Raw genomic sequence first — 23,347 nt, forward strand, 5'->3', positions numbered from 1 at the left:
GTTAGGGCTTTAGAAGAAAATTATATAAACCTAATTCACAAACCTTATTATGACGAAAGTCGAACTTTATTGGAAGTGATGGCATATGGTCGAGTTTAAGGAAGATGTTTCTATTGTTTTAGGAGGTGCAGCAGGTCAGGGAATTCAGACCGTTGAAGAAATCCTTACGAGAGTTTTGAAGCTTTCTGGCTATAATGTCTATGCAAACAAGGAGTATATGTCAAGGGTTAGGGGAGGTATAAACACCACTGAAATTAGGGTGTCTTCAAAAAAAGTAAGGGCATTTGTAAGGAGAATTGACATCTTAATTCCTTTCAAGCGTGGAGTTCTTCCTTGGGTGGAAAAAAGGCTCACAGAGAACACAGTGGTTTTGGGAGAAAAACAGAATGTTGAAGAGGAATACCTTAATAAGGTAAGATTTGTTGAAGTCCCTCTCAATGAGATGGCAAAAGAGGTCGGCAGTCCTTTGTATTTAAACACAATAGCAGCAGGACTTGTGGTTGGACTTTTCCATGGGGACTTTGAGGCCCTCGAGGAATATCTGAGAAAAAGATTTGGCAGCAAAGGAGAGGAAGTTGTGTTAAAAAACATTGAAGCTGCTAAGAAAGGTTATGAACTTGGAGTGAAGCTGTGTGAAGAAGGAACAATCGGAATTGAAGTTAAAAAAGATGAGAACGTTAAGAAAGAAGTTCTTTTAAGCGGCACGGAGGCTGTGGCTTTAGGAGCAGTCACTGGGGGAATGAACTTCTTAAGCTTTTATCCCATGAGCCCTTCTACTGGTGTTGCCGTTTTCTCTGCCCAGCATGCTGAGGACTTTGAAATAATAGTTGAACAGGTGGAAGATGAAATCTCTGCAATAAACATGGCCCTAGGGGCATGGTTTGCTGGAGCAAGGGGAATGGTTACAACTTCAGGAGGCGGTTTTGCTCTAATGAGCGAGGCCTTAAGCTTAGCGGGAATGGCAGAAAATCCTGTGGTAATACACCTCGCTCAAAGACCCGGCCCTGCAACCGGATTACCCACGAGAACAATGCAGGGAGATCTTAACCTAGTCCTTTATTCTGGCCATGGAGAATTTCCAAGGATAGTTTTAGCTCCCGGAAGTATAGAGGAGGCTTTTTACCTTACGGCGGAGGCGTTCAACTTGGCTGACAAATATCAAGTGCCAGTAATAATCCTCACAGATCAGTATTTTGTTGACACCTATTACAACCTTCCGGAGCTTGATCTAAGCAAAATTAAAGTGGAAAAATACATTGTAGAGAGCGATGAAGACTACAAAAGGTACAAGCTCACCGAAGATGGCATTTCTCCAAGGAGCATTCCGGGATATGGAAAGGGCGTCGTGGTAGCTAACGGAAACGAACATGACGAATGGGGAGATATAACCGAAGACGAAGAACTTTCAAGGCTAATGCAAGAAAAAAGAGCGATAAAGAAGCTCGAAACAATAAGGAAAAACGCCATGATGCCAGAGCTTGTAGGAAGAGAGGATGCAAAATACATCATTGTTGCATGGGGCTCAACCTATCATGTAATAAGAGAAGCCCTTGAGACACTTGGAAGAGAAGACATGGCATTTTTACACTTTAAGTGGCTGTATCCCTTGCCTGAGAAGGTTAAAGATTTCCTAGAGGGCAAGGTGATAGTAGACATAGAGCAGAACGTTACGGCACAGTTTGCGGAGCTTTTAAAGAAAGAACTTGGCATTGAGGTTCACCATAAGATCTTGAAGTACGATGGGAGGCCTTTCTCTGTTGAAGAGATTCTTGAGGGGCTTAAGGGGGTGCTAGAATGATCTCTCCGCTTATTTTTGAGCCTGAAAGACCCGGTAGCAAGGACATAGCATGGTGTCCCGGGTGTGGGAACTTCGGTATTAGGAACATTTTGAGGTCTGCTTTTGCAGAACTCAACTTAAGGCCGCAGGATGTTGTCATAATAAGCGGAATTGGTCAGGCAGCAAAAATGCCTCACTACATAAACGTTAACGGTTACCACACCCTTCACGGCCGTTCAATCCCAATAGCCACTGCTGTGAAAGCCGCAAATCCGTCTTTGACGGTAATAGCGGAGGGTGGAGATGGAGACATGTATGCAGAGGGCGGCAACCATTTAATTCACGCCATAAGGAGGAATCCGGATATTACGGTTTTAGTCCACGATAACCAGATTTATGGTTTAACAAAGGGTCAAGCATCACCAACTACCATGCTGGGAATGAAAACACCAACCCAACCTTGGGGGGTCTTTGAAGAGCCGTTCAACCCGATAGGTCTGGCAATAGCATTGGACGCTTCATTCGTGGCAAGGACTTTCATGGGATACTTCAAAGAGAGCGTGGAAATAATCAAAAAGGCCATCCAGCATAAAGGACTAGCTATAGTGGACATCTTCCATCCGTGTGTGAGCTTCAACAAGGTAAACACCTACGAATGGTACCGGGAACATACCTACTGGATGAAGGACCACAACCCATACGATAGGGAGGAAGCCTTTAAGAGAGCTATAGAAAGTGATCCTCTTCCGCTTGGAGTATTTTACATCCACGAAAAGCCAACCTTTGAAGAGCAGGTTCCTGCTTATAAGAAGGACAAAACACCGCTGTGGCAGAGACAGCCAAAGATTGAAGAGATCAGAAAAATTTTGGAGGCTAAGAAAACCTTTTGATTTTTTATAAATCTTTGAGGTGAGTAAGGTGATTGGGGAAAAAGCACCGGATTTTGTGTTGAAAGACCAGAACGGGGAAGAATTTAAGCTTTCAGAGTTTAAAGGGAAGAAAGTTCTTCTCTCTTTCCATCCTTTAGCATGGACAAGTATCTGCGAAAAGCAGATGAAAGCTTTGGAGGAAAATTACGAAAAATTTGAAAGCCTGAACGTCCTTCCGATTGGCATAAGCGTTGATCCAGTTCCTACTAAAAAGGCCTGGGCTGAACACATGGGGCTTAAGAAGTTAAGAATCTTAAGTGACTTCTGGCCTCACGGAGGAGTTGCCAAGCTCTATGGGCTTTTTAGAGAAAAAGAAGGAATATCCGAGAGAGCCAATGTTATTGTGGATGAAGAGGGCAAGGTAATCTTTTACAAAGTCTATCCGATAAGAGAAGTACCGAACTTGGAGGAGATATTTGAGTTTCTGGAAAGGTGAAAAACTTTTTATATTTCTATTTTTGAACTAAATTGGGGTGGTGAAAAAATGCCAAAGGTTTGGATAGAGAAACTTCTTGATGAACCTGAGCTCTATCTTTTGAGGATTGATGACGACCAGGTAAAGTACTTTGAGGCAACATGGGATATTCCAGAAGGAATCACCTATAATGCTTACGTTATGAAAACAGACAGTGCGGTTGTACTTTTTGACGCTTGGAAAAAGGACTATGTGGATCAGTTTCTTGAGGCACTCTCAAGTATAGTTGATCCCAAGGAGATAACCCATATAGTTGTCCATCACATGGAGCCGGATCATAGCGGGTCTTTACCGAAGATTCTTAAAGCAAATGGGTACAAGGCGAAGATTATAGGGACTATATTTGCAAAGAGACTTTTAGAGGCGTTTTATGATATCAAAGAGAACGTTCATGCAATTGAAGATGGAGAAGAGCTGAAGATAGGGAACAGGACTTTAAAGTTCATAACGGTCCCATGGCTTCATTGGCCTGACACGATGATAACCTACGTGGTTGAGGACAAGATAATATTTGGCTGTGATGCGGGGGGAGGGTACTCAATTCCCGAAGCCATAGATGACAGTGACGATGAAATCGTTGAGAAGTATCTTCCCTACGTTACCAAGTACATAGTTACGGTTATTGGCCACTATCACAAGTACATCGTGGAGAACATTGAGAAGATAAAAGAGCTTGGTATAGTGGATGATGTCAGGATGATTCTTCCGGGGCATGGGCTGATATGGCGTAAAAACCCACAAAAGATCTTTGAACACTATGCAAACGTTGGCTCTGGAGTGCCAAAGAAGGGCAAGGTCTTGGTGATTTATGACTCGATGTACGGTTTTGTTGAAAAAAGTGTTGGAGTGGCAGTTAATGAGCTTGAAAGGCTCGGCTTTACTCCTGTAGTTTACAGGTTTACTGACAAAGAGGCTCCAGCTGTGAGCGACATTCTTGGAGAAGTTCCAGATAGTGAAGCTCTTATTATTGGAGCTTCAACATACGAAGCAGGCATACATCCGAGAATAAGGTATCTCCTATATGAAATGCTTGATAAGGCCAACTATGAAAAGCCCGTTCTTGTACTTGGCACATTTGGATGGGCTGGAGTGGCTGGAAGAGAGATAGAGACACTAATCAAGAGGTCAAGGTTTGATCACATTGACACCATAGAGGTAAAGGGTAGAACTACGCCAGAAGATGAGGTAAAAATTAGGGAAGGTGTCAGAAAACTAGTGAAAAGGCTCAGAAGATGAGCCTTGTTTCTTATTTATTTTTAGAGGTGCCCTTATGATTGAAAAGGCTGTTGAAGAACTCCTGAGTGGAATTAAAGTTGGCGAGCTTGAGATATATGCAGAAAAATACCCTGGCAGATTCCCAAACGAGGTTCTTCTTAGGATTTTCATTGAAAAAGGTTCTTTAAAGGATCACCTCCTTTATGCGAGGGTTTATTTTGGTAGGAGATACTACAGCTCTTGGGTTGAAATGTCTTCTATAAATCCGACTCCAAGCGTTGGGTTACTGTACTTTAACTCTCCTGTAGAAGAGACTCTGCTGGAACTTTTTTCAAGTCATTTAAAGCCGGGAGAGCATATCTTTGTCAGCTATGTTGAAGATCTTGAAACCAAAAGGGCCCTCTATTTTGGGGCTCCAGCTCCAACAACAAGGCTCGGCTTTAAGCTTTTTAACTTAGGCTTTACATGGTTTAAGGACTGGTACTTTCCAGAGGGCTTCAAAGAAGGGGGAGAAAAACTCCAAGCTGAAAAGCCCTTAAGCGAAGAGCAAAGACGCGCTCATCTTTTGGATATAAAGGGGGAAGTGGTAGAGTTTCTTGAGAGGGGTGAGGTAGAGGATAAATACCTTTTGGAGGCACTAAAAAGAGGGCAAATGCTTTTAGATTCGCTAAACGAACTCATATGAATATTTCTTTCAGGAAGTGTTAAATAAGGTTAAGTGTAATTATATTCAGGTGATTTTTGTGGAAAAAAGAAGCAATATTATTGAAAAACTGGAGGCTTTTTCTGAAAAAGAAATACTAAGCTATGCAATTGCTTCTGAGAGAGAACTTGAACTCTTCTATAGAGATCTTTCAAAAGATAAAGGGCAGCTGATAGCGGAGTTTCTTGAAACAGTTGCCAACGATGAGAAAGCTCATTGGGAAGTTCTTCTGGGAATTTATAGAGAAAAATTTGGGGAGGAAACAGTACAGTCAGTTAAAGACATACTTTCAGTTCATACTTCTCCGTATACAGAAAGCTGTGAGAACTTGGTTGATGCTCTTAGAATTGTCCTTGAAAATGAAGAAAACGCATACAGAATCTACCAATATCTCTCCAAAAATGCCCCTGAACATAGGGAGGTCTTTGAATACTTGGCAACTCAGGAAGCGGGCCATATAGAAGCTCTAAAAATGTACAAGGACTACTTTGAAGCCCAACTTGAAGGGGACGAGGTTTCTAAAACCCCTATAACAGCACAGCTCTTTTCAAACCCCGGACAGTATTATAAACCGAGGACTAAGCCCTATTGATTCTTCAGAAGAATTGGGGTGATAAACATTAAATACAATCACAAGAAAATCTTTAACGTAGGAGGTGTATTCATGGAAGAAGATATTGTTAAAAAACTGGAAGCCCTTTCTGAAAAGGAAATTTTGGGCTATGCAGTAGCCTCTGAAGAAGATGCCAAGGCCTTTTATCTTAAACTTGCGGAGGGAAAAGGTGAGCTTATAGAGAACTTCTTCAAAGACCTCGCAAAGGCAGAAGAAGCACATAGAGAACTCTTGCTGAACTTATATAAAAAACTCTTCGGGGATGAAAGCTATCCGGTGCCTGAGGGGATCCCCTTCCTTGAGAGTACTATCAATGTTGTAACTCTGGGTGCAATGGTTGAGGCCATGAGAACTGCATTAATGAACGAAAAAGTGGCGGAGAGAGTTTATAGGCTTTTGGCTAAGAGGCTACCTGAACATGAAGCTCTTTTTGGATTCTTGGCAACACAGGAGAGGGCTCATTACAAAGCAATCGAAGTTCATAAGGAATATCTCGAGGGCCTTATGAGAGGGAAGCCAGATAATGCCGATATCCCTGCCCATGTGATATTTAATCAGGTAGAGATCTACTACAAGCCAAGAGTTCTCTGAAGGGGAGAGTTATGAAGGTGGTCATAATTGGAAATGGGCCCGGGGGAGTGGAATTAGCCAATCAGCTTTCTGAGGAAGAGGTAACGATAGTTGAGCAGGAAAATGTTCCGCATTACAGCAAGCCCATGTTGAGTCATTACATAGCGGGATTTGTTAAAAAAGAAAAACTTTTCCCGTATTCCCTCGAATGGTATGAAAAGAAAGGAATAGATCTAAATCTAGGAGTAAAAGCGGAGCTAATAGACAGGGCTAGAAAAAGACTGATAACAAGTGAGGGTGAAATCCCCTACGATGTGTTAGTTGTAGCCACCGGTGCTAGGCCAAGAGAGCCAGCTCTTGAGGGCAAAGAGTTAGTACACACCCTTAGAACACTCCAAGATGCCGAGAAAATCAAGGAGCAAATAGAGAAATATGAAGACGTTTTGATACTTGGAGGGGGTTTTATAGGTCTCGAACTTGCCGGAAACTTGGCAAAAGCAGGCTACAAAGTTAAGTTAGTTCACAGAAGGAATAACCTCCTCGGCCTTGATGAAGAGCTCACGAGGATAATAATGGAAAAGCTCGAATGTCATGGAGTAGAGTTTTATCTTAATGCAAATGCACTGAAAGCAGATAAAGAGGGGGTTTTTACTGATAGGGGTTATATAAAGGGGAAAGTCAAAATATGTGCCTTTGGAATTGTTCCCAACAAGGAAATAGCGATTAAAAGCGGTATTCACGCTGGAAGGGGCATACTGATTGACGATCATTTCAGAACTTCAGCAAAGGATGTGTATGCTATTGGGGATTGTGCCGAGTACAATGGAATAATCTGCGGCACTGCCAAGGCCGCTATGGGGCATGCAAGAGTCCTTGCAAACCTTCTAAAAGGTAGGGAGGACAGATATGACTTCGAATTTCGCTCCACAGTTTTTAAATTCGGTGATTTCCCAATAGCCTTGATTGGAAAAACAAAGGGAGAAGGAAAGTGGCTGGATGAGAAGACAAAGGTTTTCCTTGAAGGAGGTAATATAGTTGGTGCAGTAGTTCTGGAGGACGTAAGGAGGGCAATGATGCTGGAGAAGAAGATAAAAGCTGGAGTTAGCATAGATGAACTGTGATGTTCTTTCCCTATCTTATAAATTTCGGAGAGAAAACCTTTTATATTTCTCTATCGAAATTAATAATGCCGTTTTGGGGTGATGGACATGGTGGCTGAAAGAAAAATGACCAAAAAGTTTCTTGAGGAAGCGTACGCCGGGGAAAGTATGGCCCACATGAGGTACATGATTTTTGCAGATGTTGCTGAGAGGGAAGGATTTCCAAACATAGCAAAGCTTTTCAGGGCTATAGCTTTTGCTGAACTTGTACATGCCAGAAATCACTATGAGGCCCTAGGAAATGTCAAAGACACTCCAAGCAACCTCCAGGTGGCAATAGATGGTGAGACTTATGAAGTGGAAGAGATGTACCCAGTTTATAAAGCAACAGCCGAGCTTCAAGGAGAAAAAGAGGCTGTTAGGAGTACCAACTTTGCTTTAGAAGCTGAAAAAATCCATGCAGAGCTTTACAAGAAAGCAAAAGAGCTTGCAGAGCAAAAGAAAGATATCGAGATAAAGAGAGTTTACATATGCCCAGTTTGCGGCTACACCGCTGTAGATGAAGCTCCGGAGTACTGTCCAGTATGTGGGGCTTCCAGAGACAAGTTCGTGGTGTTTGAGTAGCTCTTTCGTTTTTTGCTCCATTTAGTTCGGAGCGCAAACTTTATAAGGTTAATCTAATAATATTAGGGTGGTGGAAACATGGCGAAGTGGAAGTGCATAGTCTGTGGATACATATACGATGAAGAGGCTGGGGATCCAGATAGTGGGGTTGCCCCAGGAACAAAGTTTGAGGACATCCCGGATGACTGGGTATGCCCGCTCTGTGGAGCTCCAAAAGATATGTTTGAAAAGATAGAGGATTGAGGTGATCGGGATGATTGGTGAAACCATAAGGAGTGGGGACTGGAAAGGAGAAAAGCACGTCCCCGTTATAGAGTACGAAAGGGAAGGAGACCTTGTCAAGGTCAAGGTTCAGGTAGGTAAAGAAATCCCACATCCAAACACCACCGAGCACCACATTAGATACATAGAGCTTTACTTCTTGCCAGAGGGCGAGAACTTTGTTTACCATGTTGGAAGGGCTGAATTTACAGCACATGGAGAGTCTGTAAACGGGCCAAATACGAGTGATGTATACACCGAGCCCATAGCCTACTTTGTCCTTAAGACCAAGAAGAAGGGCAAGCTCTATGCCCTGAGCTACTGCAACATTCACGGCCTCTGGGAGAATGAGGTTCAGCTCGAGTGATTCTCTCTATTAATTTTTCTTTGTTATGGTATTTTGATGATTTTTCTACTTTCTCTGTTAGATGGTTGCTGACGTTTTTGAGGCTTTTTGAAGAACATAAAGAAAAGAAGCCCTCCTTGGGAGTAAACTTCAGCACGTTTCCTAAATCTGCAAAAGTTTACCGGAAGGTTTATTTAGTTCCCTTCCCAAATACCAAGGTAAAAACTTGGACGATGGAAGCATGGCAAGTGTTTATCAAACTCTCATGAGCATCTGCGGGGTGCTGACCCTCACGGGAATTTTCCTTACTTGGAACCTTTCAAGGAAGATTGAGACCTTCTTTTTGGGGCATAGAAAGCTTTCTTGGTATATCCTCTTTGGGGGAATATTGACTTCATTCGGTTTTATAGCAACAATGTTTGAAGTTCATAAGGGTATTATAACCACTGCAATTCTTTTGGGGCCTGTTTTAATAGCCTACTCCCTTTCGGAAAGCGGACTTGTTAGGGCTACTTGGACAATGCTCTTGCAAGTTAGTATTGTGGCTGGAAGTGCAATTTTTGTGAGGGATAGCTTTTATACCGTTGAGCTGGCTTCTTCAGTGGCTATTCTTCTCCTCATTAATGCCATCTCGGGCTACGTTAGAACCCCTGAGGAGTATAAGAAGCTTGCGAAAATATCTTCTTGGGCTTTTGTAGGGTTTATCTGGCTTAACATCTTTATTGGAGAAATTGCGCCAGCGATATACTTCTTTTCCACGAGCCTGTGGATTTACACCCTAGTGAGGCTTCATTATGTAGCATCTGAAAGACTTGGCAATTCTACCAAGGGGCTTTTATATTCGAGTTAGAGAGTTTGTCATTAAAATTCCTAATTTGACACTGTCAGGATAAGCAGTGGGACGTTAGGTTTAAGTTTCTGATACCTCTTCAGAAAAGGGGAGAGAAATGAGGACTGAAACCATTATTTACTTACTGGTTTCAGTCTTAAAAACCTTTCGCCGGAACAAAATCCCAGCAAAAAAGAAAACCAGGGCAATAAACCTGTACCTGCACGGACTAAGTTACAGACAGGTAGGAACAATCCTCGAAATCAGCCACACAACAGTCTGGGAAACAGTCCAAAAATTCGCGAAAGCAGTTTACCAGCCGAAAATCCTCGCAGTCAAAAAACAGAGAAACTTCATCGCAATTGACGAGACAGTGATAAAGATCAACGGCCAGAAGAGATTTCTCTGGGCTGCAATCGACGTTGAGAGCAAAGAAATCCTAGCAGTATGGATTACAAGCGTTAGGAACTGGTGGATTGCCAGGGACTTCATTCTAGTTGTTTTGAAATCCTGCGAGGGACAGCCAATTTTCCTGGTTGACAAAGGGCCGTGGTATAAATCAGCGTTTAAATCTCTCGGGCTGGATTATCTGCATGTGACTTTCGGGCCGAGGAACTGTGTTGAGCGCTGGTTTAGGACTGTTAAAGAGAGAACAAAGCGTTTCTGGAATAACTTCAGGGCTAGAGACTGGAGGAGGGTTCACAGGTTTGTTTTTCTGTTTTCATTCTGGTATAATTTTGTTAGAATTCATTCTCGGTTTGGTGGACCGCCTGGTGATGTGACTGAATGGCTTCAGGAGGTGATACCCCAGTTATCCTGACAGTATCCCTAATTTGATGGAAAGATTTTAGTATGGAAGTGCCCTATTAATAAGTGTCTTGTTTTTGAAGAGGTGAAAAGGAATGGTGGATATTGACATGGGGATTCCCCTAGAGAAAGTGAATGAGTTTTCCCTTAAGGAACTTTTAGGAATGGCCATAAAAGCAGAAATAGGGGCGAGGGAGTTTTACAAAAGCATGGCCGCAAATGTTGATATAGAAACCCTAAGGAAGAAGCTTGAATTCTTAGCAGGGGAGGAGGAAAAGCACGAGGAATTTTTAAGGAAACTTTACTCCCAGTCATTTCCCGGGGAGGAGATAGTGTTTCCTAAGGAACATGTGGGGCCAGAGCTGAAGCCCGTTGCGGAGAAAATTAAAAACGTTCAGGACATGTTGGAGCTTCTCAGGTGGGCTATGGAGGCAGAGAAGATTGCCAAGGAATTCTACTCCAAGCTTGAGGAGATGACGGATGACAATGCAAAGAAGGGTCTTCTCAGATACCTTGCCTCAATGGAGAACACCCATTACTTTATCTTAAAGACGGAATACGAGCTCCTCTTGGACTGGGAGATGTACAGCCAGATGATGCATGTTGGGCCGTGAAGCTTTTCATTTGTTAAATATTTTTCTTTAGTTTCCTTTTGTTAAGCTGATCTTTTTACTTCATATGCAAATGTTAAACAGAAAGCGTTTTATAGTTTGACAACTTATTACGAATCATAATCACATGGTTTTTTTGACGTTTTTGTCGCCGTGTGAAAAAAGATGGTGAAAATATGAGAGGCAGGTTTGCAGGCTTTGCCCTGCTTTTGAGTGTAGTATTGCTTGGAGCGTTCATCTCTGGATGCATAAACCAGAGCGTACAAACAGAAACCACCAGCAGGCCAACAGAAACCGTTACAGAAACAAAGACCGAAACAGAAACTACAACATCAACAGAAACCGAAACAGAGACAGAGAGTCCGATAACGGACACAAAAACCCCAACTGACACTGAGACAAAGACGAAAACAAGAACAAATGCACCCACAGAAACCCCCACAGAAACTGCAACCCAAGAGCCTCAGGAGGCCCAAATTGACGCAAAGCTAAAGGAGGTTGAGGAAGCCATAGGGCTTGTTGATGAAGCTATTGAGTCCGCAATGGGGCAGGAATCTTTCTCAAACTTCGCCGTTATGAAGATAAGGGCACCACCGAAAGAGAAAGACTTCCACCGACTGATGGAGCTTGCGGGAAGCGAGGAAAACAAGACCAAAAGGCTTGAATACCTATCCGATGCATATCTCATCCGCTTTGCCCAGCTGGTAAGCCTGAGAAACGCCTTTATAGTAGCTGCAGTTGAAGGGGTTTACTGGGACAGAGTAATAAAGGGCGAACCCCTTGACGAGTTCTACAATGAGAATGGAATCTTTATTGTTGACGGAAAGCATGTACCAGCAAGAGAGATGGTTCATGCTACTCTGAAGGCAGTTGAGGGCAAGGAAATCGTTTCCATCGAGGTATACCACCCGGAAAGCGGTTTGAGATTCATAGATACTAAAGACCCAAACCAAGGATGGAAAATCACCTCTCAAAACCCCTTCAAGATTTTGATTCCAGAGGGCAGGATGGTGAAGTTCAAAGCCGGTTCTGAGCTTTCCAAAGCGGTGAACAAGGCACTTCCAACGGGTAATGTGGTCGTGAAGGACATGAGGAGAAGAAACATTGTCAGCGAAGGCCCCTATAGAGAACCTCAGGGGATTAAGCTCGACCCCGGAGTGTACGCGATCGATGGTGCCGGATGCCTTGCGGCCAACATTCCTCACGATGAGATTTTAACCGGTGACAACGTCATAACGATAACACCCTACAACCCCTTCACCACCTGCAAATACCCCGTTAACGGCACGCTGTTTGTGGTAGGAAACTACAGCGTGCCCAGGGAGCTTAGCCAGGAGGAACTCGCCAAGATACAACGGGAAATTCCGGAGACAAGGAACTATTCAGAGGCAATTGGGATCCCAGCTGGAGACTATAAGATAACTACCGAAGGCTTCGGCCTTGCAATGGTCGATGCCGAGACGGGGGAGATCATCGGGGAGGCCCTGTTAAGGGAAGGGAGCGATATTCGGAAGGACATCACCATCAATCCAGTGTCGAAGGAGTTCTTTTTGGCCTTGATGGGAGGGACTCCCGAAGCTACAAAGGTTGGTTGCTGGCTTGTTGAAACAGACGAAGACGGGAACATAACCCTGAACATGAAAGAAAAATGTAACTCTCCGGTTCTTCTTCGCGTAAGCCCTGAAAGCTCAACTGATGTCCCAAAGGTGGAACGCATTCCATTGGAAGAAGGGGATGTCTTCGTAGGGGAGGACAACATAACCATCACCAGGATTACCATAAGCGAAGAAGAAATGGGAAAACGAGGTGTGAAGAGGATTATGGTGGATATAGAAGGCCCAAACGACTCTGCAGATACGCCTTTTGGCCCCATGAAGCTAAAGGACGTTCTTGAACCTGAATCCGCGGTAGACATGTTTGTGAAAATCGAGGGAATTGACGGGGAAGCCAACAGTACAGCTTGGGGCTTCCCGCTGACCGTAAACGAAACCACAGCATTCCCGGGCCCATACAACCCGTTCCTGACAGGAATTTTGGAGCCGTTGAACTTCGATGCCTCGTTTATTCCTGTGGGCATAGGCGGTGCTAACTTTGAGGATGTTTCCGTTCCATCCGCCGTTGGGGAGAGGATTTTCCAACCGGACTACGGGGCATCGGATGAAAAGCAGATACCGTTCGTCATAATAATCGGTGGCGAGGTTAAAGATGGGATTCCTGAATTCAGCATGGAGATTCCTCGGCATACAATGGGAGAACACACTTTGGACGGGCTCATCATCGAGGTACTGACTCTCAGAGAGCCAACCACCGGTGAAGAAAGCGTGGTGGCCTTTGTAAAGCTAATTGGGGCTGACGGTAGGTTTGACTATAGGTCCGAAATATCCAAAGTGGAGGATGTCACCGTCTTGGAAGTATCCACGATAACGATAAATGAGGAAGACAAGCACAAATGATGCTCTCTTATGGAGAGGTCTTTTTCGTTTTTTGCCGTGATACTGTTAGGATAAGCTGTGGGGTGTCAGGTTTAAGTTACTGGCAGTACTTTAGAAAAAGAAGGGGGAACATGAAGTCTGAAACCATTATTTACTGGGTGGTTTCAGCCTTAAAACCCTTTCGTCGCAACAAAATCCCACCAGAAAAGAAAATCAGGGGAGTAGAATTATACCTGCGAGGCCTCAGTTACCGGCAAACCGCCAGAATACTCAAAATCAGTCACGTAACAGTCTGGGAGGCAGTCCAAAAACTCGCAGAAGCAGTTTACAAGCCAAAAATCCTCGCAGTCAAAAAACAGCGAAACTTCATCGCAGTTGACGAAACAGTAATAAAAATCAACGGGAAGAAAAGATACCTCTGGGCTGCAATTGACGTTGAGAGCAAGGAAGTTTTAGCAGTCTGGATTACGACTGTTAGAAACTGGTGGGTTGCCAGGGATTTCATTCTGGTTGTTTTAAAGTCGTGTGAAGGGCAGCCTGTCTTTCTGGTTGACAGGGCGAGCTGGTATAAGTCTGCTTTTAAGAGTTTGAGGTTGGGTTATCTGCATGTGACTTTCGGGCCGAGGAACAGTGTTGAGCGCTGGTTTAGGACGTTGAAGGAGAGGACGAAGCGTTTCTGGAATAATTTCAGGGGTAAAGACTGGAGGAGGGTTCATAGGTTTGTTTTTCTGTTTGCCTTCTGGTATAATTTTGTCAGAATTCATTCTAGTTTTGGTGATCCGCCTGGTGATGTTACTGAATGGCTTCAGGAGGTGATGCCCCAGTTATCCTAACAGTATCTTTGCCGTTATCGAAAGCTTAATAACTTTTCTTTTTCTATTTATATGCCCCCCAACGAAAGGCTTAATAGTTAGGAAAACCTAATTAATAGGGAGGTGTGAAAAATGCCTGAAAAGTTTGACAAAATATATGACTACTATGTTGACAAGGGCTATGAGCCCAGCAAGAAAAGGGACATAGTAGCTGTTTTTAGAATAACCCCGGCTGAGGGATACACAATTGAACAGGCCGCTGGAGGAGTTGCTGCGGAAAGCTCAACGGGAACATGGACTACCCTCTACCCATGGTACGAGGAAGAAAGATGGGCTGATCTCTCTGCAAAAGCTTACGACTTCCATGATATGGGGGATGGTAGCTGGATCGTTAAGATTGCCTATCCGTTCCACGCTTTTGAAGAAGCCAACCTTCCGGGGCTTCTTGCAAGCATTGCAGGGAACGTCTTTGGGATGAAAAGGGTAAAAGGGCTTCGCCTTGAAGACCTTTACTTACCTGAAAAGATAATCAGAGAATTCAATGGACCTGCATTTGGTATAGAAGGAGTAAGAAAGATGCTTGAAATAAAAGACAGGCCTATATATGGTGTAGTTCCAAAACCAAAAGTCGGCTATTCTCCGGAGGAGTTTGAGAAGCTTGCCTATGATCTTCTCACTGCAGGGGCAGATTACATGAAGGACGATGAAAACCTTACAAGCCCATGGTACAACCGCTTTGAAGAAAGAGCGGAAATAATGGCAAGGATAATTGAAAAAGTCGAGAACGAAACTGGGGAGAAGAAGACCTGGTTTGCCAACATAACTGCAGACATAAGGGAAATGGAAACTAGGCTTGAAATCCTAGCTGACTTTGGACTTAAACATGCGATGGTTGATGTGGTGATTACAGGTTGGGGAGCATTAGAATATATAAGGGACTTAGCTGAGGATTATGGCTTAGCTATACACGGACACAGGGCAATGCACGCTACCTTCACGAGAAACCCCTATCACGGTATTTCAATGTTTGTGTTGGCCAAGCTTTACAGGTTAATAGGTATCGATCAGCTTCACGTCGGAACAGCTGGAGCAGGTAAGCTCGAAGGCGGTAAGTGGGATGTTATTCAAAACGCCAGAGTTTTAAGGGAGAGCCAGTACAAGCCCGATGAAAACGATGTGTTCCACCTTGAGCAGAAGTTCTACCACATAAGGCCGGCATTCCCCACGAGCTCAGGTGGTCTGCATCCGGGCAACTTACCTGCAGTCATAGAGGCTCTTGGAACGGATATTGTTCTTCAGCTTGGCGGTGGAACCCTTGGCCACCCGGATGGGCCTGTTGCTGGGGCGAAAGCGGTTAGACAGGCAATAGATGCCATAATGCAAGGAATATCTTTGGAAGAATATGCAAAAACCCATAAAGAGCTTGCAAGGGCTTTAGAAAAGTGGGGACATGTGACTCCGATTTGATTTTCTCCACAACCTTTATATATTTTCTTCGCCTAATTTTTAGTTAGGGTGACCTAATTATGTTAGAGAACTTCGTAACATCACTAAGCATGTACCTTCTTACAATCTCCAACGGGAGTTTGATGATGGTCGCTTTTTATGCAGGTCTTTTTGTAGCTTTAATGACAACTCTTGGCTCTTTACTTGCGATAATCTCTCACAAAATGCCTGATTGGGGTATGGACTTCAGTTTATCGTTTGCAGCTGGGGTAATGATTGTTGCGAGCTTTACGAGCTTGATACTCCCGGGAATTGAAGCTACTGGTAGCTTCATACCTGCCGGAGTTGGAATTTTGCTTGGAATAGTTCTTATATACGCCATCGATCGCTTTGTGCCTCATGAGCACTTGGTCAAAGGCTATGAAGGCCCTGAAGAGCTCAAGAACAAGCTGAGGGTTGTTTGGTTGATAGTCCTGGCAGTTATAATACATAACCTGCCCGAAGGCTTGGCAGTTGGGACGTCTATTGTGTTTGACATCAAAACAGGCGTCGTGACAGCAATAGCCATAGGGATACAAGATTTTCCCGAGGGCACGGTTGTTTCATTGCCTCTCGCAACCCTTCAAAAGAGAAGATTCCAGCCCATCCTGATGGGGGCATTAAGCGGAGTTGCAGAAATGATAATGGTTCTTGTAGGGGCATTTTTCTTTACCCTATTTCATGGTTTGCTTCCTTATGGTCTTGGTTTAGCTGGGGGAGCTATGCTCTACGTAACGGTAAAGGAAATGATTCCAGAGATCTACAAACATGAGAAGAATGAACTTTTGGTAACTGCCGGCTTTTTCTTGGGGTTTTATATAATGCTTTTCCTTGACTCGATGCTTGGGTAGTTCGAAGTTGGCACTTTTGTTTTTAATTTTTCGAAAACTTTATTAGAAAGACCGAACAATTAAATACAGGTGTGTAAAGATGAACAAGTTTGGTGCATTGGCCTTGGCTGGTTTGATTATGGCCGCTCTTTTAAGCGGTTGCATTAGCCAGAAGGAAGAAGTCCCCACGATAGTAATAGGATCTAAGCCCTTCAATGAGCAGTACATACTAGCTCACATGATTGCTCTGCTTTTAGAGGAGAATGGCTATAAAGCGGAGGTTAAGGAAGGTCTTGGGGGAACTTTGGTTAATTATGAAGCCTTGAAGAAGGGACAGATACACGTTTATGTTGAATATACGGGAACTGCTTACAACAACATCCTTAAGCTTGAGCCCCCCGAGAAGTGGGATCCGGATTACGTATATGAAAAAAGCAAGGAAGAGATGTTAAAGCGCGATGGTGTTTTAACACTTGTAAAGCTTGGTTTCAGAGACGATTATGCAATAGCTGTTAAGAAAGAATTTGCAGAGAAGAGCAACTTAGAAAAACTCAGCGATCTCGCTCCATACGCACCCAAGATGACATTAGGAACAGATCCGGAGTTCGCAACGCGTCCCGACGGCCTTCCGAGAATTAAGGAAGTCTACGGCTTCACCTTTGGGGAAGTAAAGCAGATGGAGCCTACACTGATGTATGAAGCCATAAAAAACGGTCAGGTTGATGCTATCTCAGCTTACACAACAGATGCAAGAGTGGATCTTTTTGGCCTCAAAATCCTTGAGGATGACAAGGGAGCTTTGCCACCTTATGATGCCGTGATTTTAATCAAGAAGGACTTTGCGGACAAGTATCCAGAAATAGTTGAGATTCTCAAAAAGCTTGAGGGGCTCATTGATACGGACACGATGAGACAGCTTAACTACGAGTACGACGTGGAGAAAAAGGATGCGAGAGAAATAGCAAAGGAATTTTTAATTGAGAAAGGCCTCATTAAGGGCTGATTCTTTTTATTTTATGGTGGTTGAGATGCTCTTCAGGAGAATAGAGACCGTCGAGCTCAGAGATGTTACAAAAAGATATGGGAATTTCACGGCTGTTGACCATGTTAATCTTGAGATCATAGGCGGTGAGCTTTTAATACTTATAGGGCCAAGTGGTTCTGGAAAAACAACCCTTCTGCGAACTATAAACCGGCTTGTGGAGCCAGATGAAGGCGAAATCTTTATCAACGGGCGAAACATTAAGGAATTTGATGTTGTAAAGCTTAGGAGGAGCATTGGCTATGTTATCCAGCAGATAGGCCTTTTCCCCCACATGACCGTGAGAGATAACATAGGCCTTCTTTTGAAACTGGAGGGCTGGGGTGAGGAGGAAATTGATAGAAGGGTTAGAGAGCTTTTGAACCTTGTTGCCCTTCCGGAAGACTTCGCCATTCGTTATCCTCACCAGCTGAGCGGTGGCCAACAGCAGAGGGTTGGTCTTGCAAGGGCCTTAGCTTTGAACCCTCCCCTTCTGTTAATGGACGAGCCCTTTGGGGCTTTAGATCCAATTTTGAGAAAACAGCTTCAGGAGGAGTTCCTGAGAATAAAAGAAGTTCTTGGAAGGACAATTGTTTTCGTAACCCATGACATAGAAGAGGCCTTTAAGCTCGGCGATAGAATAGCGATAATGAAAGAAGGAAAGCTCATCCAAGTGGGCTATCCTGATGAGCTAGTGCTTAACCCAAAGGATGAGTTCGTTGCTAGATTAGTTAACGCGGACAAGAAGTTCAAGCACCTCGACACGCTGAAGGTGAAGGATCTAATGGTGGATGTTGGGAAATACACAGTGGAGGTGCAGAAAAAGGACGAGTTGCTCCAGTGGATGAAAGACAAAAACCTTGAGTTCGCAGTTATAGTTGAAAAAGGAGTGCTCAAAGGGGTTACGGATTTAAAATCCCTTTTAAAGTCACGGAATTTGGAGGAAGCCCTTATGGAGCCTCTCGTATTTCTCCCCCAAGATTCCTTAGCTTCTGCTTTAGCTGAAATGAAACGTAAGAATGCTTTTCTTGGAGTTGTGGTTAAGGGGGAAAAGCCCGTTGGAATTTTACTTGCTAATGAAGTTCTCTTAAAGCTCCTGTGAGGGTCTTCAATGGACATCCGGTGGGTATGGGAGAGTCAAAACCTTACAGAAAGAACCATAGAGCATCTTTGGATGTTTGGGATAGCCTTAATCTTGGCATTAATAATCGGGATCCTCCTGGGTCTTATCCTTTATAAACGGCCAAAGCTGGCATCTTTAACCTTCAATATCCTCAACGTCATTGAAACGATTCCTACCCTTGCTCTGCTCGTTCTTTTTCTTCCAATACTCGGACTTGGGGAAAAGCCAACGATAGCAGCTTCTGTTCTCTATTCCATCCTTCCCATAGCTAGAAACACTTATACAGGACTAACGAGCGTTGATAGAAGTTACTTGGAGGTGGCTGAGGCTCTTGGCCTTACAGAGAAGGAAATACTCATTAAGGTTCGCTTTCCACTTGCCCTACCACTTATAGCAGCTGGCGTAAGAATAGCGGTTGTTTTTACCATGGGAGTGGTTACCCTAGGTGGGCTTGTGGCGGCAGGCGGTCTAGGAGCACCAATACAGACGGGCATACACCTCTACGACAGGGGGATAATCATAGTCACCGGTTTGTGGGTTGGACTTCTGGCATTAATACTGGATGGAGCCGCTGCATTGATAGAGCGCTATCTGAGGGATCGCTATGGTAGGCATTGAGAGGGTTTTTGGTGCATTTACTGAGCATATAATACTAACTTACGCATCTCTCTTTCTCAGCATAGCGGTCGGAATACCCTTGGCTGTACTCTCACTCAAGAGTAAAAGGTTAGCCTCACTTATAATGGGATTTGCAAACCTCGTACAAGCAATACCAAGCTTTGCCGTTGTTGCGATAGTAGTTCCCCTTCTTGGAATAGGGTTTACTCCTGCGGTTTTTGCAATATTCCTGAGGGCCCTTCTTCCTATAGTCAAGAATACGTATGTTGGTCTCAGCGAGGTAGATGAAGCGATGGTGGAAGCGGCTAGAGGCATTGGGCTTACAGAGTGGGAGATCGTAAGATACGTTCGCTTTCCACATGCTTATCCGGCCATGTTCGCTGGCATAAAGTTTGCAGCTATTTTAGCAAACTCGATAGCAATATTAACCGCAATAATTGGTTCTGGAGGACTGGGAAGTTTAGTTTTTGAAGGTCTGGCTAGCTTTAACACAGACAAAATTCTCGCTGGATCTATTCCGGCAATATTAATGGCAATTTTCATAGATGTGAGCTTTTCCTGTATTGAGAAGAGAATTACCCCAAATGAAATCCGAGGTGGTTGACATGAAAATTGTTATAGGTGCAAAGCCCTTCAACGAGCAGAAGATACTCGCTCACATACTAGGGAAGCTCCTTCAGAGGGAAGGCTTTGAGTATGAGGTTAGGGAAAGTGAGCCGAGACTGGAAGCGAATTTTGAAGCTCTTGAAAGGGGAGAGATAGACCTTTATGTAGAATACACGGGAACAGCATACAGTGTTCTCCTAAAGCTTCCGCCTATGGAGGAGTGGGATGAGGAGAAGGTCTTTGAGGCGGTTAAGGAGGGGTTTAAAAAGAAGGGTATAGAGGTAATCGCAAGACTCGGCTTCCGGAACGACTTTGCCTTGGCTGTAAGAAAAGAGCTTGCCGAGGAAAATGACCTTAGGACTATAAGTGATTTAGCGAGAATCTCAAAAGACCTCACCTTTGCCTGTCCTGGACCTTACATCGAGCGACCCGATGGTTTGCCAAGGCTTAGAGATGTTTACGGCCTCGAGTTCGGGGAAGTTAAGCCAATGATGCCTTCGGAGATGTACGAGGCCATCTCAAAGGGCGAAGTGGATGTAATAACGGCTTTCATCACCGATGCGAGAGTAAAGGTGTTTAATTTGAGAACACTTAAGGACGATAGAAAGGCCATTCCGGTTTACGAAGCTATTATAGTAGGCAAAGATCTTCCTGAAAAAGCCGTTACCACACTAAAGAGGCTTGAAGAAAAAATCAGCGTTGAGATTATGAGAGAACTCAACAGAAAGTTTGACTTCGAAGAAAGAAAAGAGGAGGAGATAGCGGAAGAGTTTTTAGCTCATCTTTTATCAAGATAAAAAGAAAAAATCAAAGCTCTTCATATTTTTCAATGAGCTTCTTCAAAAGCCTGTGGTGTTCTTCTTCATTTTTAACAAGAGCCTCGGCAAGCCCTTTGAAGAGCGGATGGGTCATCTTCTCAGCCATCTTTCTGTATGTCTCTATCATATCTTTCTCAATCTCTAAGTGCATCTCGGCAAACCTTTTCACAAGAAGGGCCTGTTCCTTAGTGGGTTCTATTTCCGCAGGTTCTTTTACATGTTCGTAACCTTTTCTAACTTTTTCGAGCTCTTTCTGGGCCTCAAGAATAGCTTTCATCAAGTGTTTGTGTATAATTGTATCGACGGCTATCCTTGTTACAACCGCCTCTGTGTCGGTGTACTTCAATCCTTGACCCCTAATTTTTGCCAGTCCTTCGGTATAACTCTTAGCTGCCTTATCCTCAGTTTCGGCAGCCTTCTTAACAAGAGGTTCGACCATAGGAATCACCAGTTTATAATATGGTATTTGGAAGTTATATACCTTTCCCATTATAGCGTCAGAGAAGATCCAGTAACTCCTTTAAAAGCCTCGAATGCTGAAGTAAACTTTCCTTAATTAGTTTGAAAACCACGTCTTCTAAAGGAGTCGGTGATTCCAATTTTTCAAAAATCTTAAGTTCCGCGTTGTTAACCTCAATCAATGTGGATACTATCTTCTTGACAGCAGCTTTCTTTGCCTTAGGGAGATTCTCTGGAAAGGGTTCAGCATAAAAAAGCCCTCTCCTCTCTGTAAGCTCCTCTTTTCCTCTTCTGAGTGCTGGAACTTTTTCTTTATAGCACATTCCACCGAGGTTGTACACCTCAACGTTCTCTACAACACTGTCGTTCCAAAATTTTTTCAGAACTCTCTCCACTTCCATCTCTGCTTTAGGAAGCTCTTTTAGCAATTTTTCTTGAAGAATAAAATCAGAATAAAGCAGCAAAAGCTCTTCTGCTGGCAATTCTTTTAGAAGTCCTTTGAGGTTGTTCTTTATCTCTTTAATCTCTTTTTGAACATTCTCCCCCATTAAGTTTCCTCCAAAAAAGTAAAAAGAGATCATTCGAGAACTACAATTGCCTCTGGGCTCTTTACTCTCACTGCTAAGGCTTCACTTGCTAAAAATGCTACTTCTTCCCCTTCTGGGCCGAGTTCTTTTAGATCCGCATCCTGGCCGATGACAACGTCAAGAACTGCAGGGGTGTTTGCGAACACAATTACCTTGTTTTCGTCGATACTTGGAGTCACTAGGATACCGCCTTTGAATACTCCTTTCAAAATCTCTATAAGCATTCTGCCGCCTTTCTCGTGTACTCTCAAAAGCTTTGCATATCTTTTCGGATGGATTATTACTCCAAAAGGACCTGCAGAAGCTTTTGATGCTTCTTGAAGGGCATTCATAAGTTCATCCAGTGCCTCCTCCGTGTTCTCCCATGGACCGAGCTTTAATCTTTTTATGCCTTCATTCGAGAGTATATCACTTATTATCAAGCTCTCTTCGTCCTTTACAAGCAACTCTCCAGCTTTCACCGCTATCGCTGGATCGTAGGTTCCATCGTTAAGCTCCCTCAGTCCAATATAGAACTTCTTTGTGAGCATAGGGATTGGCTTGTACTCCTGTTTAACCACTTTTACACCATCTTTGAAGCTTATGATGTCTACTCTAAATGACTGACCAGCTATTTTTGTTTTTGGTAGTGAATGGGTTAACGTTCTCCCCTTTTCAACCGCATCAAGGAGGGCTTCTCTTAAAACCTTGAGGTATTCATTTTCCTCCATTTCGTTTTCCTCCCCGGAGTTGAGTTCGGTTTTAATTCCTGTTAATTCTTCAACCTCCTCAAATCCATCTTTAAGTTCATTAATCTGTTCTGGGTCTAAACTTAGCAGGAGGGCCATGAATTCTCCAACGTGTGCTTTTTCTTCCCTCGCAACATCCAGAAAGACCTTTTTAAATCTCTCATCTTCTGTAAATCTTGCCATCTGCTCATACAGGTTTACGGCATCGAGTTCAGCTATTGTGGCAAGTCTTAGGGCCTCCATGAGCTCTTCCTTAGAATAGGGCTTTTCCCTATTTATCAGAGTTGGGTTTATTGCCAGCACTCAAATCACCATTTTAATGTTCGACTTTCATGTTAATAAGGTTTTCCAAAGAAAATAAAAAGGATGTTAATTCAAAACTCATCTCGTTCTCAAAAACTTTGAAACGTAGGGACTTTCACCAGGGTTTCCCCTTCTGAAATGACCGCTCGGTTTTCCAGTTAAGAGCTCTTCAAACCATGCTTCATGTTCTATTTCTTCATGCAGAATAGCGAGTGCAAGATCATAGGTTCTTGGATCTTTACCAAGTGTGTAGTTGCATATCTCCGTATAGACTCCAACGGCACACCTCTCAGCTTCAAGGAGAACCTTTAGAAGGTTTTCGATAGTAGGCTCTTCTGGCAGATAGGCATCTCTACAAGAAGCTAGATTGGCAAACTCTCTAATATCTCTCGGTAGTTCTCCCCCAAGTTCATATATTCTCGGCACAAGGGCTTCAAAATGGTTTCTATCTTCAAGCCTTGCATCTTCGATTATCTCTTTAATAGCCTCTCCTTCGAGCCCTGTTGCATGGTTTCTAAGTATGGTGTAGTAGTAATACGTTGTGAACTCTGCCGCAGCTGCTTTAACTAGAAGTTCTAGCAACTTTTCCACATCGATCCCTGCCCTTTCAATTAATCTCCTATTGTGTTCCGACATATGCTTCACCAATTTTAGTATGTATTTCT

The 23,347-nt window shown here is 43.6% G+C and carries 27 protein-coding genes; 23 read left to right on the top strand and 4 right to left on the bottom strand.

Annotated elements, in window-relative coordinates:
- Positions 1 to 85: 85 nt before the first annotated feature.
- The 23 genes from ACZ5NL_RS06440 to ACZ5NL_RS06550 all read left to right on the top strand — a co-directional run bounded on the left by ACZ5NL_RS06440 (position 86) and on the right by ACZ5NL_RS06550 (position 20,584).
- Entirely contained in the window at positions 86 to 1,798 is a 1,713-nt protein-coding gene (locus ACZ5NL_RS06440) for a 2-oxoacid:acceptor oxidoreductase subunit alpha (RefSeq protein WP_464841459.1), read from the top strand.
- Complete coding sequence (locus ACZ5NL_RS06445; RefSeq protein ID WP_464841460.1) at positions 1,795 to 2,667, top strand: thiamine pyrophosphate-dependent enzyme; 873 nt, start codon at positions 1,795 to 1,797, stop codon at positions 2,665 to 2,667. Before ACZ5NL_RS06440 ends, ACZ5NL_RS06445 begins: the two co-directional genes overlap by 4 nt.
- A 28-nt stretch (positions 2,668 to 2,695) precedes the next feature.
- Positions 2,696 to 3,142 carry a peroxiredoxin gene (locus ACZ5NL_RS06450; RefSeq protein WP_464841461.1) on the top strand — a complete coding sequence of 149 codons (447 nt, stop codon included), beginning with the start codon at positions 2,696 to 2,698 and terminating at the stop codon, positions 3,140 to 3,142.
- A 48-nt stretch (positions 3,143 to 3,190) separates the two neighbouring features.
- The gene (locus tag ACZ5NL_RS06455; RefSeq protein WP_464841462.1) at positions 3,191 to 4,417 is read left to right on the top strand and encodes an FprA family A-type flavoprotein; all 1,227 of its coding nucleotides are present in this window, start codon (positions 3,191 to 3,193) and stop codon (positions 4,415 to 4,417) included.
- Positions 4,418 to 4,451: 34 nt separating this feature from the next.
- Positions 4,452 to 5,081, top strand: a complete 630-nt coding sequence (locus ACZ5NL_RS06460; RefSeq protein WP_464841463.1) for a DUF1122 family protein — start codon at positions 4,452 to 4,454, stop codon at positions 5,079 to 5,081.
- Positions 5,082 to 5,130: 49 nt separating this feature from the next.
- Positions 5,131 to 5,691 carry a ferritin-like domain-containing protein gene (locus ACZ5NL_RS06465; protein WP_464841464.1) on the top strand — a complete coding sequence of 187 codons (561 nt, stop codon included), beginning with the start codon at positions 5,131 to 5,133 and terminating at the stop codon, positions 5,689 to 5,691.
- A gap of 72 nt (positions 5,692 to 5,763) precedes the next feature.
- Positions 5,764 to 6,303 (top strand): ferritin-like domain-containing protein, encoded by a 540-nt coding sequence (locus ACZ5NL_RS06470; RefSeq protein ID WP_464841465.1) that lies wholly within the window; start codon positions 5,764 to 5,766, stop codon positions 6,301 to 6,303.
- A gap of 11 nt (positions 6,304 to 6,314) precedes the next feature.
- Complete coding sequence (locus tag ACZ5NL_RS06475) at positions 6,315 to 7,403, top strand: NAD(P)/FAD-dependent oxidoreductase (RefSeq protein WP_464841466.1); 1,089 nt, start codon at positions 6,315 to 6,317, stop codon at positions 7,401 to 7,403.
- 87 nt (positions 7,404 to 7,490) lie between these two features.
- Positions 7,491 to 8,006 carry a rubrerythrin family protein gene (locus ACZ5NL_RS06480; protein ID WP_464843360.1) on the top strand — a complete coding sequence of 172 codons (516 nt, stop codon included), beginning with the start codon at positions 7,491 to 7,493 and terminating at the stop codon, positions 8,004 to 8,006.
- A 78-nt stretch (positions 8,007 to 8,084) separates the two neighbouring features.
- Positions 8,085 to 8,249: a rubredoxin gene (rd, locus tag ACZ5NL_RS06485; RefSeq protein ID WP_252744083.1), complete on the top strand. Its 165-nt coding sequence runs from the start codon at positions 8,085 to 8,087 to the stop codon at positions 8,247 to 8,249.
- Between the two features lie 10 nt (positions 8,250 to 8,259).
- Positions 8,260 to 8,634, top strand: a complete 375-nt coding sequence (gene sorA / locus ACZ5NL_RS06490; RefSeq protein ID WP_464841468.1) for a superoxide reductase SorA — start codon at positions 8,260 to 8,262, stop codon at positions 8,632 to 8,634.
- A 205-nt stretch (positions 8,635 to 8,839) separates the two neighbouring features.
- Positions 8,840 to 9,463, top strand: coding sequence for a hypothetical protein (locus ACZ5NL_RS06495; RefSeq protein WP_464841469.1), 624 nt, complete (start codon positions 8,840 to 8,842; stop codon positions 9,461 to 9,463).
- A gap of 97 nt (positions 9,464 to 9,560) precedes the next feature.
- Complete coding sequence (locus tag ACZ5NL_RS06500) at positions 9,561 to 10,262, top strand: IS6-like element ISPfu5 family transposase (RefSeq protein WP_011011653.1); 702 nt, start codon at positions 9,561 to 9,563, stop codon at positions 10,260 to 10,262.
- An 82-nt stretch (positions 10,263 to 10,344) separates the two neighbouring features.
- Complete coding sequence (locus ACZ5NL_RS06505; RefSeq protein ID WP_464841470.1) at positions 10,345 to 10,863, top strand: ferritin-like domain-containing protein; 519 nt, start codon at positions 10,345 to 10,347, stop codon at positions 10,861 to 10,863.
- Positions 10,864 to 11,036: 173 nt separating this feature from the next.
- The gene (locus ACZ5NL_RS06510; RefSeq protein ID WP_464841471.1) at positions 11,037 to 13,313 is read left to right on the top strand and encodes a hypothetical protein; all 2,277 of its coding nucleotides are present in this window, start codon (positions 11,037 to 11,039) and stop codon (positions 13,311 to 13,313) included.
- Between the two features lie 110 nt (positions 13,314 to 13,423).
- The gene (locus tag ACZ5NL_RS06515; protein ID WP_011011522.1) at positions 13,424 to 14,125 is read left to right on the top strand and encodes an IS6-like element ISPfu1 family transposase; all 702 of its coding nucleotides are present in this window, start codon (positions 13,424 to 13,426) and stop codon (positions 14,123 to 14,125) included.
- A gap of 111 nt (positions 14,126 to 14,236) precedes the next feature.
- Positions 14,237 to 15,571 (top strand): type III ribulose-bisphosphate carboxylase, encoded by a 1,335-nt coding sequence (rbcL, locus tag ACZ5NL_RS06520; RefSeq protein WP_464841472.1) that lies wholly within the window; start codon positions 14,237 to 14,239, stop codon positions 15,569 to 15,571.
- A 59-nt stretch (positions 15,572 to 15,630) separates the two neighbouring features.
- On the top strand, positions 15,631 to 16,440 hold the full coding sequence (locus ACZ5NL_RS06525; RefSeq protein WP_464841473.1) for a ZIP family metal transporter: 810 nt from the start codon (positions 15,631 to 15,633) through the stop codon (positions 16,438 to 16,440).
- Between the two features lie 79 nt (positions 16,441 to 16,519).
- Positions 16,520 to 17,422 carry a glycine betaine ABC transporter substrate-binding protein gene (locus ACZ5NL_RS06530; RefSeq protein ID WP_464841474.1) on the top strand — a complete coding sequence of 301 codons (903 nt, stop codon included), beginning with the start codon at positions 16,520 to 16,522 and terminating at the stop codon, positions 17,420 to 17,422.
- Positions 17,423 to 17,435: 13 nt separating this feature from the next.
- On the top strand, positions 17,436 to 18,542 hold the full coding sequence (locus ACZ5NL_RS06535) for an ABC transporter ATP-binding protein (protein ID WP_464841475.1): 1,107 nt from the start codon (positions 17,436 to 17,438) through the stop codon (positions 18,540 to 18,542).
- A 9-nt stretch (positions 18,543 to 18,551) separates the two neighbouring features.
- The gene (locus ACZ5NL_RS06540) at positions 18,552 to 19,181 is read left to right on the top strand and encodes an ABC transporter permease (RefSeq protein ID WP_464841476.1); all 630 of its coding nucleotides are present in this window, start codon (positions 18,552 to 18,554) and stop codon (positions 19,179 to 19,181) included.
- Positions 19,168 to 19,785, top strand: coding sequence for an ABC transporter permease (locus ACZ5NL_RS06545; RefSeq protein ID WP_464841477.1), 618 nt, complete (start codon positions 19,168 to 19,170; stop codon positions 19,783 to 19,785). Before ACZ5NL_RS06540 ends, ACZ5NL_RS06545 begins: the two co-directional genes overlap by 14 nt.
- A 1-nt stretch (position 19,786) precedes the next feature.
- Positions 19,787 to 20,584 carry a glycine betaine ABC transporter substrate-binding protein gene (locus ACZ5NL_RS06550; protein ID WP_464841478.1) on the top strand — a complete coding sequence of 266 codons (798 nt, stop codon included), beginning with the start codon at positions 19,787 to 19,789 and terminating at the stop codon, positions 20,582 to 20,584.
- A 10-nt stretch (positions 20,585 to 20,594) separates the two neighbouring features.
- On the opposite strand, the gene ACZ5NL_RS06555 is transcribed toward ACZ5NL_RS06550, so the two are convergent.
- The 4 genes from ACZ5NL_RS06555 to dps form a co-directional block, all read right to left on the bottom strand.
- Positions 20,595 to 21,044, bottom strand: a complete 450-nt coding sequence (locus ACZ5NL_RS06555; RefSeq protein WP_464843361.1) for a ferritin family protein — start codon at positions 21,042 to 21,044, stop codon at positions 20,595 to 20,597.
- Positions 21,045 to 21,102: 58 nt separating this feature from the next.
- The gene (locus ACZ5NL_RS06560) at positions 21,103 to 21,612 is read right to left on the bottom strand and encodes a hypothetical protein (protein ID WP_464841479.1); all 510 of its coding nucleotides are present in this window, start codon (positions 21,610 to 21,612) and stop codon (positions 21,103 to 21,105) included.
- Between the two features lie 29 nt (positions 21,613 to 21,641).
- Positions 21,642 to 22,682, bottom strand: coding sequence for an encapsulin (locus tag ACZ5NL_RS06565; protein WP_464841480.1), 1,041 nt, complete (start codon positions 22,680 to 22,682; stop codon positions 21,642 to 21,644).
- Positions 22,683 to 22,760: 78 nt separating this feature from the next.
- Positions 22,761 to 23,318 carry a DNA protection during starvation protein gene (gene dps, locus ACZ5NL_RS06570; protein WP_464843363.1) on the bottom strand — a complete coding sequence of 186 codons (558 nt, stop codon included), beginning with the start codon at positions 23,316 to 23,318 and terminating at the stop codon, positions 22,761 to 22,763.
- Between the last annotated feature and the right edge of the window lie 29 nt (positions 23,319 to 23,347).

It is taken from the genome of Thermococcus aegaeus, from assembly GCF_055393685.1.